The following is an 18,000-nucleotide window of genomic DNA, read 5'->3' on the forward strand; positions in this document are numbered from 1 at the left end:
CGGGCGGACGGTGGGGTTTGACACACCGTCCGCCCGTTCTGCTTGATGCAAATGGCTGCAAATAGCCCCAATAGGGGACGTATCACACGGACGGCAAGCGATTGTCGCCCACTTGGCGTGTATGTTCCGGGGCCGAGAGCCTTGGAAGGGACCAAACCGGTGAACAAGAAGCTTGCGGCCGCACTGTCCGGCGGTGCGGTACTGATGCTGACGTTGTCGGGCTGCAGCGACGACTCCGACAAGAAGGTCGACGACTGGGCGAAGACCTTCTGCAACACGGCCCAGCCCCAGTTCAAGAAGATCACTGACGCCAACGCCGCCATCCAGGCGCAGACGCGCGACGACAGCAAGCCCGCCGACGTGCAGAAGACCGACTCCACGGCCTTCCAGCAGATTTCGGACGCCTACAAGGCGCTTGCCGGAGCCGTCGACAAGGCGGGCGCCCCGCCGGTCAAGGACGGCGCCACCACGCAGCAGGAAGCCGTCAAGGGCCTGAACGCCTCGTCCGTGGCGTACGCGAACCTCAAGAAGAAGGTCGACGCGCTCGACCCCGGCGACCAGGCGGCCTTCGCCAAGGGCCTTGAGGACATCGCGACCGAGCTCGGCAAGACCAGCTCGACGGGCGACGCCTCCCTGAAGAACCTGGAGTCCGGCGACGTCGGCAAGGCCATGCAGAAGCAGCCCGGCTGCCAGAAGCAGACGCCGTCCTCCCCGGCGCCCTCGGGCTCCGGCGCGGGCGCACCGGCCGACCCGTCGGCCGCGCCGTCCCAGTCGGCCTCGCCCTCGGGCTCCGCGTCCCCCTCGGCATCGGCGTCGCCGTCCGGCTCCGCCTCGCCGTCGCAGAGCGCCACGTAGTCCGTACGCGCACCTCGCTCGTGGCCCGGCCCCTCAGGGGCCGGGCCACGGCCGTGAGGCGGTGATTGTCAGAGGCAGCGGCCACAATGGCGGGGTGAGTACGACCAGTCTTCCCGCGCCCGGTCACGCAGCCCGCCTGCGCGACGCCCTGCTCGCCGCCGCCTTCACCGCCGACGGCCTGCTCGACCTGCTCGGTGCCCCCGCGTACGCCGCGCTGGCCCGCAGCGAGACCGTCCCCGCCCTGCGTGCCACGCGCGGGCAGGCGCCCCTCGACACACTGGTGCGGCTCTTCCTGCTCCAGCAGCCCGTCTCCGACGAGAGCGCCCGCGCCGCCCTGCCGCTCGACGAGGCGCTCGCCGACGGCTGGGTGGTCCGCGCCGGCGACGAGGTGCGGGCCACGGTCGACGTGCGGCCCTACGGCGGCCCCGAGGGACAGGACTGGTTCATCGTCTCCGACCTCGGCTGCGCGGTCGGCGGCGCGGGCGGGGCGAGCGGGCGCGACGAGGCCATGGTGCTCGGCGTCGGTGGCGCCTCCACGACACTGGCCGGCATCACGGTCCGGATGCCCGTGGGATCGGCCCTCGACCTCGGCACCGGCTCCGGCATCCAGGCGCTGCACGCCGCGCAGCACGCCACCCGGGTCACCGCCACCGACCTCAACCCGCGCGCCCTCGGCTTCACCCGCCTGACGCTGGCTCTGTCGGGCGCGCCCGAAGCCGAGTTGCGGACGGGCTCGCTGTACGAACCGGCCGGCGAGGAGACGTACGACCTGATCGTCTCCAACCCGCCGTTCGTGATCTCGCCCGGCGCCCGGCTGACCTACCGGGACGGCGGCATGGGCGGGGACGATCTGTGCCGCACGCTCGTTCAGCAGGCGGGACAGCGGCTCAACCCCGGCGGCTACGCCCAGTTCCTGGCCAACTGGCAGCACGTCGAGGGAGAGGAGTGGCAGGACCGGCTGCGCTCCTGGGTCCCGCGCGGCTGCGACGCCTGGATCGTCCAGCGCGAGGTCCAGGACATCACCCAGTACGCCGAGCTGTGGCTGCGCGACGCCGGGGACCACCACACCGACCCGGCGCGCTACGCGGAGCGCTACGAGGCATGGCTGGAGGAGTTCGAGGCGCGCAGCACCAAGGCGGTCGGCTTCGGCTGGATCACCCTGCGCCGCACCGACAGCGACCGGCCGTCCATCGTGACCGAGGAGTGGCCCCACCCCGTCGAGCAGCCCCTCGGAGCGGCCGTACGGGCCCACTTCGAGCGCCACGACTACCTGCGCCGGCACGACGACGCGGCGCTGCTCGCCGACCGGTTCCGCCTCGCCGACGAGGTGGTGCAGGAGCAGGTGGGCCGGCCGGGCGCCGAGGACCCGGAGCACGTGGTGCTGCGGCAGAACCGCGGCATGCGCCGGGCCACCAAGGTGGACACGGTCGGCGCCGGCTTCGCGGGCGTCTGCGACGGACAGCTCCCGGCCGGCCGGATCCTGGACGCGATCGCCCAGCTGATCGAGGAGGACCCGGTGCTGCTGCGCGACCGCACGCCGGAGTCCATCCGGCTCCTCGTGGAGCAGGGCTTCCTGGAGCCGGTGGGGGAGTGAGCGCGGGAGGGGCGAAGCGGGTGGCCGGTGCCCCGACGAAGGAGGGGGAGCGGTTGCGGGTGGAGGAGCGGTTGCGGGAGGGGGAGCGGTGATCAGGATCGAGCTGGACGAGGCGGCGCTGGGGTCGACCCGCATAGCCGTCAGCCCGCTCTGGGACGCCTTCTGCAGCCTGCATCTGCTCGCCGGGCACCGGCGGCCGTCGTGGCCGTACCAGGAGTGGGCGGCGCGGGCGCGGGAGGTCCTGAAGGAGGACGAGCGGGTCGAGCCCCTGCGTCGCCTCCTCCACGGCCCGTTGAACTTCCCGGACTTCATCCTGCCGTTGCCCATCGGGACGACCTCGGTGGAGGAGGAGCTGGCCGCGCTGCGCGGCACCCCGCCCGAGGTGGTGCGCCAGCAGCTCGCCGAGCACTATCCCGGTATGGAGGACAGCCCCCTGGTCCGCCCCTACCAGGAGGATCCGCCGGCCGCCTGCGCGGCGCTCGCGGACGCCTACCAGGCCTACTGGGACGGCGCGTTGGCGGATCTGTGGCCCACGATGCGCCGCCTCGTGGAGGACGAAGTCCTGCTCCGGGCAAGGACGTTCGCGACCGAAGGCATCGACGCGCTGTTCACCGGTCTCGAATCGCGGGCCCGATGGAACCCGCCGGTCCTGGAACTGACCAAGCACATCGACGCCGAGTACGCGGCGGGCGAGCGGCGGCTGCTCCTGGTCCCGCTGGTCTTCGCAGAAGGCTGCCGGCTCTACTCGACGGACGACCCCGAGGTGCTGGCCGTCTCCTTCCAGGCCAGGGGCGCGGGCGTGCTGCGCGAGCCGCCCGGGATACCGGGCGACGACCGGCTCGGCCTGCTGCTCGGGCGCGGCCGCGCCGCCGTGCTGCGGCAGTTGGGCGGCCCGCTGACCACGGCCGGCCTCGCCGACCGGCTCTCGCTCGCCCCCAGCACCGTCTCGGAACACCTGTCGGTGCTCGCGGAGGCCGGGGTGGTCACCCGGCACCGGGTGGGCCGCAGCGTCTATTACCAGCTCACCGACACCGGCCGCTCCCTCCTCGCGCTGCTGTCGGGGCAGAACGTGCTCCAAGCGGCCGGCTGAGCCGCCGGGGTCGTCGCCGGCTGCCCTGCGGCCTGCCCCGTCGGCCGCTCCTGAGGATTCGGGGCGTCCCGAATCGATGGCCCCGGCCCCCGGCGGACTCCTAGCGTCCGGTGCATGACAGCGATCGAAGTACGGGACCTGCGCCGCACCTACACCTCGCGCAGCGGCTGGCCGCGGCCCAGGCGGGTGGTGACCGAGGCGGTGCGGGGGGTCAGTTTCGACGTCGGACGGGGCGAGCTCTTCGGGCTGCTCGGGCCCAACGGCGCGGGCAAGACCACCACCATCAAGATGCTCAACACCCTGCTCCTGCCGACCTCGGGCACCGCCCGGGTGCTCGGCCACGACGTGGCGCGCGAACCGGTCCCCGTACGCCGTCGCATCGGCTACGTCTTCGGCGGCGACCGGGGCCTGTACGAGCGGCTCTCCGCGCTCGACAACCTCCGCTACTTCGCCGAGCTGTACGGCGTCGACCCGCGCGAACAGAGAGCGCGGATCGCCGAACTCCTCGACCTGGTCGGGCTGCGCGGACGCGAGCGGGAGCGCGTCGAGGGGTACTCGCGCGGCATGCGGCAGCGGCTGCACATCGCGCGCGGACTGCTGCACCGGCCCGACGTCCTCTTCCTCGACGAACCATCGATCGGCGTCGACCCGGTGGCCGCGCGCGATCTGCGGCGCACCGTCGCCGACCTGCGGTCCGACGGCACCACCGTGCTGCTCGTCCCGCTCGTCTACGCCACGCTCGCCGTGTATCTCTTCCGCGCGGCCGGCGACCCGGACCGGCTGCTCACCGCCTCGGTCGGTGCCGGACTCATGGGCATCTGGTCGTCGGTCCTGTTCGGCTCGGGCGGCGCGGTGCAGAACCAGCGCTGGCTGGGCACCCTGGAAGTGCTGGTCCTCTCGCCGACCCGCCTCCCGCTCGTCCTGCTGCCGATCACCCTGGCCACCGCGGTCGTCGGCACGTACTCCATGGTGGCGACCGTGCTGTGGGGACGGCTCCTGTTCGGGGTCCCGCTGAGCTTCGCGCACCCCGTGCTCTTCCTGGTCGCGGTGCCGGTGTGCGTCCTCGCGCTCGGCATGATGGGGCTGCTGCTCGCCGCGGCCTTCGTGCTGTTGCGCAACGCCAACGCCCTCGCGAACCCGCTGGACGCGCCGATCTGGCTGCTCTCCGGAATGCTCCTCCCGATCACCGTCCTGCCGGCGTGGACCCGGCCCATCTCCTGGGCGCTGCCCACCACTTGGGGCTCGCGGTCGGTGCACGCCGCCACCTCCGGCGGTGACGTGCTGACCCCGATGGGCATCGCGCTCGCCCTCGGCGCGCTCTACGCGCTGCTCGCGGTCGCCGTCCTCGGCCGGGTCGAACACCGCGCCCGCGCCGCCGCCTCGCTCGCCCTCGCCTAGGAGACAGCCGACATGCGTCAACTCATCCGTACCGGGCGCCTGGTCGTCGTCGGCGGGACGATCTCGTACCGGGCCCTGTTCAACTGGACGACACCGCCCATGTTCATCGGGACCCTGCTGGTCGGGCCGGTCCTGCAACTTCTCTTCTTCGTCTTCCTCGGACGGGAACTCGGGGTCGCCGACGACCGTTTCCATCTCGTGGGAAACGCCGTCCTCGCATCCTCCACCGCATGCGTGTACGGCGGCACGATGGCCGTCGCGAACGAACGGCGGTACGGCACGCTGGGGGCCGTGCTGCTCTCACCGCGGGGCCGCGCGCCCCTCTGGTTCGGCCGCGCCCTGCCGTACGTGGTGAACGGCCTGGCCGTCAGCGCCTTCACGCTCACCGCCGCGTGCCTGGTGCTCGGCCTGAGCCTGCCCGTCGCCGCCCTGCCGGGGCTCGCCCTGGTCGTGGCCGCCGTCGCCTGCTCGGTGTTCGGCCTCGCCCTCGGCGCCCTCGGCCTGCGCTTCAGGGACGTGTTCCTCGTATCCAACGTGGCCAGTTCCGCCCTGCTGCTGCTCACCGGGGCCAATGTGCCCCGCTCGTCGCTGCCCGGATGGATGCGTACGGCGGGTGACGTACTGCCGCTCACCCATGCCGTCGACGCGGCCCGGCTGCTCGCGGCCGGCCGGGGCATCGCCTGGGGCCCGGTCGGCGCGGAGTGCGCGGTCGGCGCGGGGTACGCGCTGCTCGCGGTGGGGCTGCTCGTCCTGTTCGAGCGGGGCAGCAGGCGGCGGGCCACGCTCGATGTGATGTGACGCCCGGTGCGGATGTGACGCTCGACGCCTCGTGGGGAGGGGATTCGGGCCTCACGGAGAGAGGGATCTGGCTGAAATGCGCATGATCGGGTGACCGTTCACCCGGTGTTCGCCGCGATGCGGCCCCCGCTCCGCCCGGGGGCGTCGCACCGTGACGAGGATCGCGCCCATGAACGCACTGGGAGGGACCGAGGCGGGGCCGGCCGTCTTCGCGGGAACGGTGTTCGTGCTGTTCGGGAGCGCTCTGCTGCTGTGGACGGCGTCCTGCGCGCACCGCCGCACTCCGGTCGCCCACGGCGTGTCACCGGTGACCTCCGCCGTGCTCGCCGGCGCCTTTGGTGTCGCATTCCTCCTGCTTGGCGTCTGGTGCTTCACCCGCATCCAGGGAACTTTCTAGACCGAAAGGGGATGAAACGCTTTTCGGAAGGCTTCGGGACGGTCCGGGCGGCAGGATCTCGGTAAGTCGGGTTACCGTTCGAGTGGCCGCTGCGGGCTTTTGCCGTTTGACACGGGGGCGGGTTGTACCGTCACACTCCGCAGCGTCACGTACTGACACCCGAGTGCCGACCGGAGAGAAGAGCGAAGTTGTCCCCGACCAGCGAGACCGCAAAGGGCGGCCGCCGACTCGTCATCGTCGAGTCTCCTGCCAAGGCGAAGACGATCAAGGGCTACCTCGGCCCCGGTTATGTCGTCGAGGCGAGCGTCGGGCACATCCGCGACCTGCCGAACGGCGCCGCCGAGGTGCCCGAGAAATACACCGGCGAGGTGCGCCGGCTCGGCGTGGACGTCGAACACGACTTCCAGCCGATCTACGTCGTCAACGCCGACAAGAAGGCCCAGGTCAGGAAGCTCAAGGAGCTCCTCGCCGAGTCCGACGAACTGTTCCTCGCCACCGATGAGGACCGCGAGGGCGAAGCCATCGCGTGGCACCTCCAGGAAGTCCTGAAGCCCAAGGTTCCGGTCCACCGGATGGTCTTCCACGAGATCACCAAGGACGCCATCCGGGACGCCGTCGCCAACCCGCGCGAGCTCAACCAGCGCATGGTCGACGCCCAGGAGACCCGCCGCATCCTCGACCGCCTCTACGGCTACGAGGTCTCGCCGGTCCTGTGGAAGAAGGTCATGCCGCGGCTGTCCGCCGGGCGCGTCCAGTCCGTGGCCACCCGGCTCGTCGTGGAGCGGGAACGCGAGCGCATCGCGTTTCGTTCCGCTGAGTACTGGGACCTGACCGGCACGTTCTCCACCGGACGGACGGGCGACGCCTCCGACCCGTCCACCCTGGTGGCACGGCTCAACACGGTCGACGGCCGGCGCATCGCGCAGGGCCGCGACTTCGGCCCCGACGGACAACTCAAGAGCGACGTCCTGCACCTGGACGAGGCCAACGCGCGGGCCCTGGCCGCGGCGCTCGCCGACTCCTCCTTCGCCGTGCGCTCGGTGGAGTCCAAGCCCTACCGCCGCTCGCCGTACGCCCCGTTCCGTACGACGACGCTCCAGCAGGAGGCCTCGCGCAAGCTGGGCTTCGGTGCGAAGGCGACCATGCAGGTCGCCCAGAAGCTGTACGAGAACGGCTTCATCACCTATATGCGTACGGACTCCACGACGCTGTCCGACACGGCGATCAACGCCGCCCGCGCCCAGGTGACGCAGCTGTACGGCGCCGACTACCTGCCGGACAAGCCGCGCACGTACGCCGGGAAGGTCAAGAACGCGCAGGAGGCGCACGAGGCGATCCGCCCTTCGGGTGATCGTTTCCGCACCCCGGCCGAGACGGGCCTGAGCGGCGACCAGTTCCGGCTCTACGAGCTGATCTGGAAGCGGACCGTCGCCTCCCAGATGAAGGACGCGGTCGGCAACTCGGTCACCGTGAAGATCGCGGGGCGGGCGAGCGACGGCCGGCAGGCCGAGTTCAGCGCGTCCGGCAAGACGATCACCTTCCACGGCTTCATGAAGGCCTACGTCGAGGGCGCGGACGATCCCAATGCCGAGCTCGACGACCGCGAGCGCCGGCTGCCGCAGGTCGCCGAGGGCGACGCCCTGTCGTCCGAGGAGATCTCGGTGGACGGCCACGCGACCAAGCCGCCGGCCCGCTACACCGAGGCCTCCCTGGTCAAGGAGCTGGAAGAGCGCGAGATCGGTCGTCCTTCGACGTACGCCTCGATCATCGGCACGATCCTGGACCGCGGGTACGTCTTCAAGAAGGGGACGGCGCTCGTGCCGTCCTTCCTGAGCTTCGCCGTGGTCAACCTCCTGGAGAAGCACTTCGGGCGGCTCGTCGACTACGACTTCACCGCCAAGATGGAGGACGACCTCGACCGCATCGCGCGGGGCGAGGCCCAGGCGGTGCCGTGGCTGCGGCGCTTCTACTTCGGCGAGGGCGACGCGGCCACGGCCGGCGCCGCCTCCTCCGCGGGCAACGGCGACGGCGACCACCTCGGCGGACTCAAGGAACTCGTCACCGACCTCGGCGCCATCGACGCCCGCGAGATCTCCTCGTTCCCCGTCGGCGACGGCATCGTGCTCCGCGTGGGGCGCTACGGCCCGTACGTCGAGCGCGGCGAGAAGGACTCCGAGGGCCACCAGCGCGCCGACGTCCCCGAGGATCTGGCACCCGACGAGCTGACCGTCGAGTACGCGGAGGAACTGCTCGCCAAGCCGAGCGGCGACTTCGAGCTGGGCGCGGACCCGGTGAGCGGCCATCAGATCGTCGCCAAGGACGGGCGCTACGGACCGTACGTCACCGAGATCCTGCCCGAGGGCACTCCGAAGACCGGCAAGAACGCGGTCAAGCCGCGCACCGCCTCGCTCTTCAAGTCGATGTCCCTCGACACGGTGACGCTCGACGACGCCCTGAAGCTCATGTCGCTGCCGCGCGTGGTGGGCACGGACGCCGAAGGCGTGGAGATCACCGCGCAGAACGGGCGCTACGGCCCCTATCTGAAGAAGGGCACCGACTCGCGCTCCCTGGAGACCGAGGACCAGCTCTTCTCCATCACGCTCGAAGAGTCCCTCGCGATCTACGCCCAGCCCAAGCAGCGTGGCCGCGCGGCCGCCAAGCCCCCGCTCAAGGAGCTCGGCGTCGACCCGGTCAGTGAGAAGCCGGTCGTGGTGAAGGACGGCCGCTTCGGTCCCTACGTCACCGACGGCGAGACCAACGCGACGCTGCGGACCGCCGACAGCGTCGAGGAGATCACGCCCGAGCGCGGCTTCGAGCTGCTCGCCGAGAAGCGGGCCAAGGGCCCCGCCAAGAAGACGGCGAAGAAGGCTCCCGCCAAGAAGGCCGCCACCGCCAAGAAGGCGCCGGCCAAGAAGACGACGGCCGCGAAGAAGACGACCGCGTCCAAGACGACCGCGGCGAAGAAGGCACCGGCCAAGAAGGCCGCCGCCAAGAAGGCCGCGACGTCGGAGTAGGACAGGGCTGTTGACGGGGGGCCGGGGCACACGCCCCGGCCCCCCGTCCCGTGTCCGCCCTGCTCCGGGTCCCGCGTCCGCCCGTATGTTCGGGCACCCCCGCCGGGACCAGGGCGCTCCGGATAGGCTGGGCGGATGACGCGAGGAGCCGAGCATCACCCAAGCTCTGAAGGATCAGGGGGGACCCCCACGGTTGTGAGCCCCATCTCCGAAGCCCTGGCAGCAGATTCACGCGAACGTGCCGTACGCGCCCTGTTGCGCATCCCCACGTTGCGACGCCTGTGGAGCGCGCAGCTCGTCGGCGGGATCGGCGACGTACTCGCCGTCCTCGTCACACTGCTGTTGGCGTTGCAGGCCGCGCTGTCCCAGCAGTCCTTCGGGGGTGGTTACCGGGGGGCGGCATTCGCCGTCGCTGCGGTGCTCGGAGCGCGGGCGCTCGCGACGGTGCTCTTCGGCGCCGTGCTGCTCGGCCCGGTCTCCGCGCTCACCGCGCCGAACGGACCGCTCGACCGGCGCTGGACCATGGTCGGCGCCGACGGCGTACGCGCCGCGCTCCTGATCGTGGCGCCCCTGTGGATCGACTGGACGCCGTCCCACGCCCTGCTCCTCGTCCTCGTCACCGCCTTCCTCGCAGGCGTGGCCGAACGGTTCTGGACGGTCGCCAAGGAGAGCGCGGCGCCCGCGCTGCTGCCCGCGCCGCCTTTGGAGGGCGCCGCTGTCCGGCCGCTCCCCGACCATCTGGGCGCGCTGCGCCGCCTGTCGCTGCGTACGACGTTCGTGGCGATCCCGCTGGGCGCCGCCGCCCTGCTCGTCGCCGCGCTCATCAGCAACCTGCTCGGCACGGGCATCGACTGGTTCAAGCTGCACCAGGCCGCGCTCGGCTCCTACCTCGCCGCCGGACTGTTCGCCGCGTCGATCTCCGTGGTCGCCCTGCTCGAACTCCCGGACACCCAGACGCCGCGCGCCCGTTCACCCCTGGAGGGGCTGCGCAGGCCCAGCACCGGCAACGGTCCCGACAAGGGCCGCACCGGCGCCGTCCCGCTCCTGGTGCTCGCCTGCGCCTCGGTCGCCGGGGCGATCGCCGCGGCCGCGTCCGTCGCCGTACTGCACGCCGTCGACCTCGGCGGCGGCCCGGCCGCGTTCGCGCTCCTCGTGCTCGCCCTGACCGGCGGCACGGTGCTCGGCATCCGCGGCGCCGCGAAGATCCTTCCGGTGCTCTCGCGACGCCGGCTGCTGTCGTTCGCCATCACCGTCACCGGCGTCGCCCTGCTCGCCATAGGCCTCGTGCCCGACCTCGCGACGGTCCTCTTCATCGCGCTCGTCGCGGGCACCGCCGCCGGCGTCGCGGCCAACACCGGGCACGTACTGATCGACCAGGAGACCGAGGAGTACCGCAGGACCCGCACCGGCGAGCACCTCCAGGCGGTCGTGCGGGTCTCGATCGGGCTCGGCGCCATCGCCGCGCCGCTGCTCGCCGCGGCCATCGGCAGCCACCGGGTCGAGTCGGGCTCCTTCGTCTTCGCGCACGGCGGCGCCGGGTTCACGCTGATGCTGGTCGGCGCGCTGCTGCTGCCGCTGGCCGCGGTCGTGCTCGCCAAGGCCGACGACCGCCAGGGCGTGCCCCTGCGCCGCGACCTCGCCGACGCGGTGCGCGGCGCGGACCCCGCTCAGCTGCCGGCCGCGAACGGGTTCTTCATCGCCCTCGAAGGCGGCGACGGAGCCGGCAAGTCCACCCAGGCCGAGGCCCTCGCCGAGTGGATCCGCGCCAAGGGCCACGAGGTCGTCGTCACCCGCGAGCCCGGCGCTACACCGGTCGGCAAGCGGCTGCGGTCGATCCTGCTCGACGTGTCGTCGGCGGGCCTGTCCAACCGGGCCGAGGCGCTCCTGTACGCGGCCGACCGCGCGGAGCACGTCGACTCGCTGGTACGCCCCGCCCTCGAACGCGGCGCCATCGTGATCTCGGACCGCTACATCGACTCGTCCGTCGCCTACCAAGGCGCCGGACGCGATCTGTCCCCGACCGAAATCGCCCGGATCAACCGGTGGGCGACGGGCGGACTCGTACCGCATCTGACCGTTCTGCTCGATGTGTCGCCCGAAACGGCCCGCGAGCGCTTCACGGAGGCGCCGGACCGCCTCGAATCGGAGCCGCCCGAGTTCCACGGCCGCGTCAGGTCCGGGTTCCTCACCCTCGCCGCCGCCGACCCCTCCCGCTACCTGGTCGTCGACGCGGGACAGGAGCCCGAGGCCGTCACCACCGTCGTGCGCCACCGGCTCGACCAGATGCTGCCGCTCTCCGAGCAGGAGATCAGGGCCCAGGAGGAAGCGCGCAAGAAGGCAGAGGAAGAGGCCAGGAAGCGCGCGGAGGAAGAGGCCGCACGCAAGGCCGAGGAAGAGCGCCTGGAGCGCGAGCGCCAGGCCCAGCTCGCCAAGCTGCGCGCCGAGGAGGAGGAGCGCAAGCGGCGCGAGCTGGAGGAGGCGCGCCGCCGCGAGGAGGAGCGCAGGGCGCAGGAGGCCCGGGAGCGGGCCGAGGAGGCCAGGCGGCTCGCGGAGGAGGAGCGCGTACGGCGCGAGGCCGAGGAGAAGGCGCGCGCGGTTGAGCAGGAACGCCTGCGCAAGCAGGCGGAGGAGGAGGCCCGGCTGCGCGCCGAGGCGGAGGCGCGCCGCCTGGAGAAGCAGCGCAAGGCCGAGGAGGCGCTGCTGCGCGCGGAGGAGGCCCGCCGCCTCGCGGAGTCCGCCGCCGCGGCGGCCGCGGCGACCGCTGCGGCGACCGCGGCCTCGTCGTCTTCGGCGGCCGAGAGCGGTGGCGCGGGCCCGGCGTCGACGACCCGCTCTTCGGGCGCGTCCGGCACGGCCCGGCCCGCGTCCGGCTCCTCGAAGCCGGGCGGCGGCGCTGGTGCTCCGGGTTCCTCAGGTTCGGCCGGCGGACCGGCCCGCGCGGCCCGCGCGGCGCACGAGTCGGAGTCGGAGGTCACCGTGACGACCCCGGTCGTCAGCCCCAACGAGGTGACGCAGCCGGTGCCGGTCGCCGAGTCCAACGAGGTCACCCAGAACGTGCCGGTCGTCGAACCGGAGAAGCGGAACACCAGGAATGCCGGGGGCGCCAAGGGCGCCAGGGGGCCCAGGGGCGCCGCCGGTGCCGCGGCCGGTCGCGGCGGCGACGCCGAGGAGACGACGGTCCTGCCGGCGGTGTCCGCCGACGAGACGACCGTGCTCCCCGCGGTGTCCGCCGACGAGACGACCGTGCTCCCCGCGGTGTCCGCCGACGAGACCGCGGTGCTTCCGCCGGTGCGCGGAGCCGACCCTGCGGACCGGGTGCCGCGCGGCCTCTTCCGCGACGAGCACGACGCCGGCCACCAGGACGCCGGCAGGGGTGCCAGTGGCAGCGGGGGCACCGGTGACGGCCGGGGCCACACGGGCAGCGGGGGTGACGGCGGCAACGAGCGCACGCGCGAGCTGCCCCAGATCGACCCGGTGACCGGCCAGGAACGCCCGCGCCGGCGCTCGGACTGGGCGGAGGAGACCCCGCTGGACGATCTGCCGACGCTCGCGGACGAGCTCCTCGGCCCGCACGACGGCGACGAGGACGACAACGGCGCGCGGCGCGGGCGCCGCCGCTGAGACGTCCGGATCCGGCGGGCCCGGGGCTCGGACGTCCGCCGGGCCGGGGCTTTCGTGCCCGGGTGGGGCTTCCCCGCAAAGCCGGATCGGGCCCAGGCATCCACCCGATGGGGCCTCGGCGTTCCTGACGGGTGGGGCCTGCCACACCTCGAACCTTCGTGCCGGTACGCAGAGCGATCTGCGTGCCGGCACGATCGCGTGGGGCGCCGGGATTTTCTATCGTGGTCAGTGCCGCGCAGGGCAGGGCGACGACCACCGCCACAGGGCTCCCATCCCGCCCACAGCCACCCTGACCTGCAAGGTTCTGCGCTCTGGCATCCGCTGTCAGTGGGGTGCCGCACAATGGGCGAAGCAGCGACCGGAGGGTACGGAGGGGCAGCACATGACCGTGTGGGACGACCTGGTGGGCCAGGAACGAGTACAGGAGCAGCTGGGTGCCGCCGCCCGGGATGCCGATGTGCTCGTCACCGCCGAGCGTTCCGGTCAGCCGCGCCCCGAGGCGTCCAAGATGACCCACGCCTGGCTGTTCACCGGCCCGCCCGGCTCCGGCGGTCCCACCGCCGCCCGTGCCTTCGCGGCCGCACTGCAGTGCGTGAGCCCGGACCGCGCGCTGGGCGGCATCCCGGGCTGCGGCTTCTGCGACGGGTGCCATACCGCTCTGATCGCCACCCATGCCGATGTCACGGTCGTCACCACCGAAGGCCTCACCATCGGCGTCAAGCAGACCCGCGAGCTGGTGCGGGGCGCCCAGATGTCGCCGTCCGGCGGCCGCTGGCAGGTGATCATCGTCGAGGACGCCGACCGGTTCACCGAGCAGGCGGCCAACGCGGTCCTCAAGGCCGTGGAGGAGCCCGCCCCGCGCACGGTGTGGCTGCTCTGCGCCCCTTCGCTGGAGGACGTGCTTCCCACCATCAAGTCCCGCTGCCGCCATCTCACGCTGCGCACGCCGCCGGTCGAGGCGGTGGCCGACGTGCTGATCCGGCGCGACGGCATCGAGCCCGAGGCCGCGTACGCGGCGGCCCGCGCCACGCAGGGCCACATCGGAAGGGCCCGCCGCCTGGCCACCGACGCCTCGGCCCGTGCCCGGCGGGCCGCGGTCCTGAAGGTGCCGCTGCGGGTCGACGACGTGGGCGGCTGCCTCAAGGCGGCGCAGGAATTGGTGGACACCGCGGCGGAGGACGCCAAACAAGTCGCCGAGGAGGTCGACGTCAAGGAGACGGAGGACCTCAAGGCCGCGATGGGCCAGGTCGCGGGCGGGCGCATGCCGCGGGGCACGGCCGGGGTGATGAAGGAGCTGGAGGACAAGCAGAAGCGCCGCAAGACCCGCACCCAGCGCGACAGTCTGGACCTCGCGCTCACCGAACTGACCGGGTTCTACCGCGACGTCCTCACGCTGCAACTCGGCACGAGAGTGGCCATCGCCAACGAGGACGTACGCGACGCGGTGGACCGGATCGCCCGCGCCTCCGGCCCCGAAGGCACCCTGCGCCGCATCGAGTCGATCCTGGCCTGCCGCGACGCCCTGGACCGCAACGTGGCCCCGCTCCTGGCCGTCGAGGCGATGACGCTGTCCCTGAGAGCGGGCTGAACCCGGGCGCCCCTGCCCCCGGACCGGAGCGCGCCGCGGGCGGCCGGGGGTTGACGCAATCACCCGTACGAGCCGCGACGCCCCGCCCCCGCATGCAACACGTCACGGGGCGGCTACGCTCCGGAGATGGACTCCAGGCGCCTGCTCCGTACCTCAGCCATCGCCGTCGCGACCGCCGGCCTGCTCATCTCCGGCTGCTCGTCGGGCAGTTCGTCCACCTCCGCGACCGCATCCGCGCACACCGCCACGAACGCGGACCCGGCCGGCGCGCCGACGGCCGAGGACCTCGCCCCGTACACCTCGCAGAAGCTGAGCTGGCGGGCGTGCGGAGTCGCCAAGTTCGAGTGCGCCACGATGAAGGCGCCGCTCGACTACGCGAAGCCCTCCGGCCCCTCCATCAACCTGGCGGTGGCCCGGGTGAAGGCGACCGGGCCCGGCAAGCGGATCGGATCGCTCCTGGTCAACCCGGGCGGCCCCGGCGGCTCGGCGGTCGGCTACCTCCAGTCGTACGCGGGCATCGGCTACCCCGCACCGGTGCGGGCCCGCTACGACATGGTGGCCGTGGACCCGCGCGGGGTGGCCCGCAGCGAGCCCGTCGAATGCCTCACGGGCCAGCAGATGGACGCGTACACGGAAGTCGACCAGACCCCCGACGACGCGGCCGAGCAGGCGGCCCTGGCGAAGGCGTTCAAGGAGTTCGCCGCCGGCTGCGAGGCCACATCGGGAAAGATCCTGCCCCATGTGTCGACGGTCGAGGCGGCCCGCGACATGGACCTTGTGCGACAGGTGCTCGGAGACCAGAAGCTGCACTACGTCGGCGCCTCGTACGGCACGTTCCTCGGCGCGACGTACGCCGAGCTCTACCCCTCCCGCACCGGCCGGCTCGTCCTCGACGGCGCGATGGACCCCTCGCTCTCCTCCCTGGACATGAACCGCGACCAGACGGCGGGCTTCGAGACGGCCTTCAAGTCCTTCGCCACGGACTGCGCCAAGCAGAAGGGCTGCCCGCTGGGCAGCGGATCGGTGCAGGACGCGTCCGACCGGCTCCGGGCCTTCTTCAAGTCCGCCGACGCCAAGCCGATCCCCACCGGCCAGAGCCGCAAGCTCGGCGAGTCCCTGGCCACGACCGGCGTGATCGCGGCGATGTACGACGAGGCGGCGTGGCCCGAACTGCGCACCGCGCTGACCCAGGCCATGAAGGGCGACGGTGCGGGGCTGCTCACCCTCGCGGACTCGTACTACGAGCGCGACGCGAGCGGGAAGTACGCGAACCTGATGTTCGCCAACGCCGCCGTGAACTGCCTGGACCTGCCGCCCTCCTTCTCCGGCCCCGACGAGGTGACCGCGGCCCTGCCCTCCTTCGAGCAGGCGTCCCCGGTGTTCGGCGTGGGCTTCGCCTGGTCGAGCCTGAACTGCGCGTACTGGCCGGTCAAGGCCACCGGCGCCCCGCACCGCATCGAGGCGAAGGGCGCGGCCCCGATCCTGGTCGTCGGCACCACCCGCGACCCCGCGACCCCGTACAAGTGGGCCCAGTCCCTCGCCGCCCAGCTCTCCTCCGGCACGCTCCTCACCTACGAGGGCGACGGCCACACGGCGTACGGCCGCGGCAGCGACTGCATCGACACCGCGATCAACACCTACCTCCTCGACGGCACCCCGCCGGCCAAGGGAAAGCGCTGCTCATAGCCCCACAAGCGCCCGCCACGACCCTGGTCGGGAGCACTCCAGAAACTGTGTAGACTTGGCGACGCTGCTGCTCGCACCATGGTGCGCAGAGCGGTGCCGCCTTAGCTCAGTTGGCCAGAGCAACGCACTCGTAATGCGTAGGTCTCGGGTTCGAATCCCGAAGGCGGCTCTGTGGAAGCCCCAGGACTCACTCGCCGTGACCTGGGGCTTTTGCTCTTTCCGGAGCCGCTTGGGACGTGGCGAGGTGCACGGCTGGCACGCCGCCGAGGGGCGTGCGTGAGTAATGCGCGAGCGGAGGGGCTCGGCGACCTACCTCTCGGGCTTCCTTCGCTTGGCCTTCGGCGGCGCTCTTGCCGACCTGCGGCAGGACGCTCTGGGGCCGACGCCGCCCGCCAAGCCGTCCAGCATCTCCAGACAGCCGCCGACCGAGCCTTGCCCCGACGCTCGCCGACCTCTCGGCCCGACCGCCCAGGCATCAAGCCCGCCGCGTTCTTGCGAAACGACGTACGGGCGGCCGTGCCCGAGTGCGTCGATCGCATCCTCCCCGACGTGGCCTGGCCGGCCCTCGCCACCCTCCTCGCCGACGCCGAAGTTCGCGGCCACGAGCCCCCTCAACTCCTCAAGGAGGTAGCCGCGCAAAGGGAGTTGGACACCGCGCGCCAACCCGCCCACGTCCTCCTCACCCGCATCCAGCACACCGGCCACAACCCCGCACCCTGCAGCCTCGCCGAAGCTTCCCGTCGACGCTCTGTCAGGGCCCGGAATCCCAACGTGGCGCCACAGCCGGAGCCGCCGATCCATCCTTCTGCGGCTGCGGGGCAGGGCAACGGTCCTAGGCGATAGCGCGTCGAAGGGTTATGGAGGCTGCGGTTCGGGTGGGGTGCGTCTCATCTGAAGCCCGCTTGCATGAGCAAAACCCATCTGAGGGAGAACGGTTCTGCTATGTGGTGGCGCACGAGTCTCGTCAACGGGGAGGCGAAGCCGATGGGGATGCCCGCCGATCTCGACATGATCACCAAGGACATGATCGGCGCGGCCATGGACATGGTGAAGGCGGTCATGCCGGGCGCTCGTGACACCACCATCGCGCTCTTCCACGACCTGGACCGACAGAAGGGCATGGCCGGAGACGACGATGCCGGCCACGAGTTCGCGAAGGTCTACGAGTCCGCAGCCTCCACGGCCCTCGACAAGATGGGCTTCAGCGCTCTGGTCATGAGCGAGACCGGGCGCGGCCTGATGCACACGGCACGCGAGTTCATGGCCAGGGAGAGCCACATCGCCTCGCAGATCTTGGGCTTGTGCTTGTCGCCTCCTATCAAGGCGGCTTGTCCGGCGTCATGCCCGCGTCGTATGTCCCTCCGGACCCGGGCATCCCCGGCAAGGACCCCGTGCCCCCGGCCCCGGGTACGACGCGCTTGCTGAGCAGCAACGAGCGGATGGAGTTTGTCTCCTTCGTCAACACCCTCGAACCGCTCGGCCTGGGCAGCAACGCGGACGACCCCAATTTGCCTGAGAACGCCTACCAGTTGAGGACGGCCGGTTACCCCGAGCGCAAGATCCCGCTGCTGCCCACGTCCAAGCGCCCCTTCAAGGCGGCCGACGGCATGCGGCCCGCGGACGGCTACATGATCGACTCCAAGTACGTGAAGGACGACGGCAAGGACTGCTGGCGCAAGCCGGAGACCTTCGACCAGCTGGAAGACAAGTACGGTGCCGACGGCAAGAAGAAGTGGAACAGAGGGTCCTTCTTCAAGGGCCTGGACGAGGGTGAACTCGGCCAGTATCGCGACGCCATGACCGCCCACAAGGAAATCCGCGGACTGTCGATAGTCACCAACGACAAGGACGCGGCGGCCTACTGGCAGACGCTCATGGCGCAACAGGACGTCAAGGGAACCTCGCAGTACGTTCCGTAACCGAGAGGAAGCGTCTCCGTAAATTTCAACGAGTACACCA

Annotated in this window: 12 protein-coding genes, 1 tRNA gene and 1 pseudogene; all 14 read left to right on the top strand. The window is 71.8% G+C overall.

Features of this window, described 5'->3' with window-relative positions; translation table 11 throughout:
• Positions 1–159 precede the first annotated feature (159 nt).
• The 14 genes and pseudogenes from OG432_RS18970 to OG432_RS19035 all read left to right on the top strand — a co-directional run bounded on the left by OG432_RS18970 (position 160) and on the right by OG432_RS19035 (position 17,960).
• Positions 160–855, top strand: a complete 696-nt coding sequence (locus tag OG432_RS18970) for a small secreted protein (RefSeq protein ID WP_328312141.1) — start codon at positions 160–162, stop codon at positions 853–855.
• A 94-nt stretch (positions 856–949) separates the two neighbouring features.
• Positions 950–2,449, top strand: a complete 1,500-nt coding sequence (locus OG432_RS18975) for a DUF7059 domain-containing protein (protein ID WP_328312142.1) — start codon at positions 950–952, stop codon at positions 2,447–2,449.
• An 88-nt stretch (positions 2,450–2,537) separates the two neighbouring features.
• Entirely contained in the window at positions 2,538–3,539 is a 1,002-nt protein-coding gene (locus OG432_RS18980; RefSeq protein ID WP_328312143.1) for an ArsR/SmtB family transcription factor, read from the top strand.
• Between the two features lie 114 nt (positions 3,540–3,653).
• Positions 3,654–4,937, top strand: coding sequence for an ABC transporter ATP-binding protein/permease (locus OG432_RS18985; RefSeq protein WP_328312144.1), 1,284 nt, complete (start codon positions 3,654–3,656; stop codon positions 4,935–4,937).
• A 12-nt stretch (positions 4,938–4,949) separates the two neighbouring features.
• On the top strand, positions 4,950–5,735 hold the full coding sequence (locus OG432_RS18990) for an ABC transporter permease (RefSeq protein ID WP_328312145.1): 786 nt from the start codon (positions 4,950–4,952) through the stop codon (positions 5,733–5,735).
• Positions 5,736–5,904: 169 nt separating this feature from the next.
• Entirely contained in the window at positions 5,905–6,132 is a 228-nt protein-coding gene (locus tag OG432_RS18995; RefSeq protein WP_328312146.1) for a hypothetical protein, read from the top strand.
• 188 nt (positions 6,133–6,320) lie between these two features.
• Complete coding sequence (gene topA / locus OG432_RS19000) at positions 6,321–9,146, top strand: type I DNA topoisomerase (RefSeq protein ID WP_328312147.1); 2,826 nt, start codon at positions 6,321–6,323, stop codon at positions 9,144–9,146.
• A gap of 135 nt (positions 9,147–9,281) precedes the next feature.
• On the top strand, positions 9,282–12,767 hold the full coding sequence (tmk, locus tag OG432_RS19005) for a dTMP kinase (RefSeq protein WP_328312148.1): 3,486 nt from the start codon (positions 9,282–9,284) through the stop codon (positions 12,765–12,767).
• Positions 12,768–13,149: 382 nt separating this feature from the next.
• Positions 13,150–14,355, top strand: coding sequence for a DNA polymerase III subunit delta' (locus OG432_RS19010; protein WP_328312149.1), 1,206 nt, complete (start codon positions 13,150–13,152; stop codon positions 14,353–14,355).
• 126 nt (positions 14,356–14,481) lie between these two features.
• The gene (locus tag OG432_RS19015; RefSeq protein WP_328312150.1) at positions 14,482–16,041 is read left to right on the top strand and encodes an alpha/beta hydrolase; all 1,560 of its coding nucleotides are present in this window, start codon (positions 14,482–14,484) and stop codon (positions 16,039–16,041) included.
• 95 nt (positions 16,042–16,136) lie between these two features.
• Positions 16,137–16,210 (top strand) — tRNA-Thr (locus tag OG432_RS19020).
• Positions 16,211–16,419: 209 nt separating this feature from the next.
• A pseudogene (locus OG432_RS19025) lies at positions 16,420–16,884 on the top strand (mobilization protein); the annotation flags it as partial.
• 63 nt (positions 16,885–16,947) lie between these two features.
• Positions 16,948–17,466: a hypothetical protein gene (locus tag OG432_RS19030; RefSeq protein ID WP_328312151.1), complete on the top strand. Its 519-nt coding sequence runs from the start codon at positions 16,948–16,950 to the stop codon at positions 17,464–17,466.
• A 14-nt stretch (positions 17,467–17,480) separates the two neighbouring features.
• Positions 17,481–17,960, top strand: a complete 480-nt coding sequence (locus OG432_RS19035; RefSeq protein WP_328312152.1) for a restriction endonuclease fold toxin-2 domain-containing protein — start codon at positions 17,481–17,483, stop codon at positions 17,958–17,960.
• Positions 17,961–18,000 lie beyond the last annotated feature (40 nt).

This window comes from Streptomyces sp. NBC_00442 (assembly GCF_036014195.1).
GTDB lineage: Bacteria > Actinomycetota > Actinomycetes > Streptomycetales > Streptomycetaceae > Streptomyces.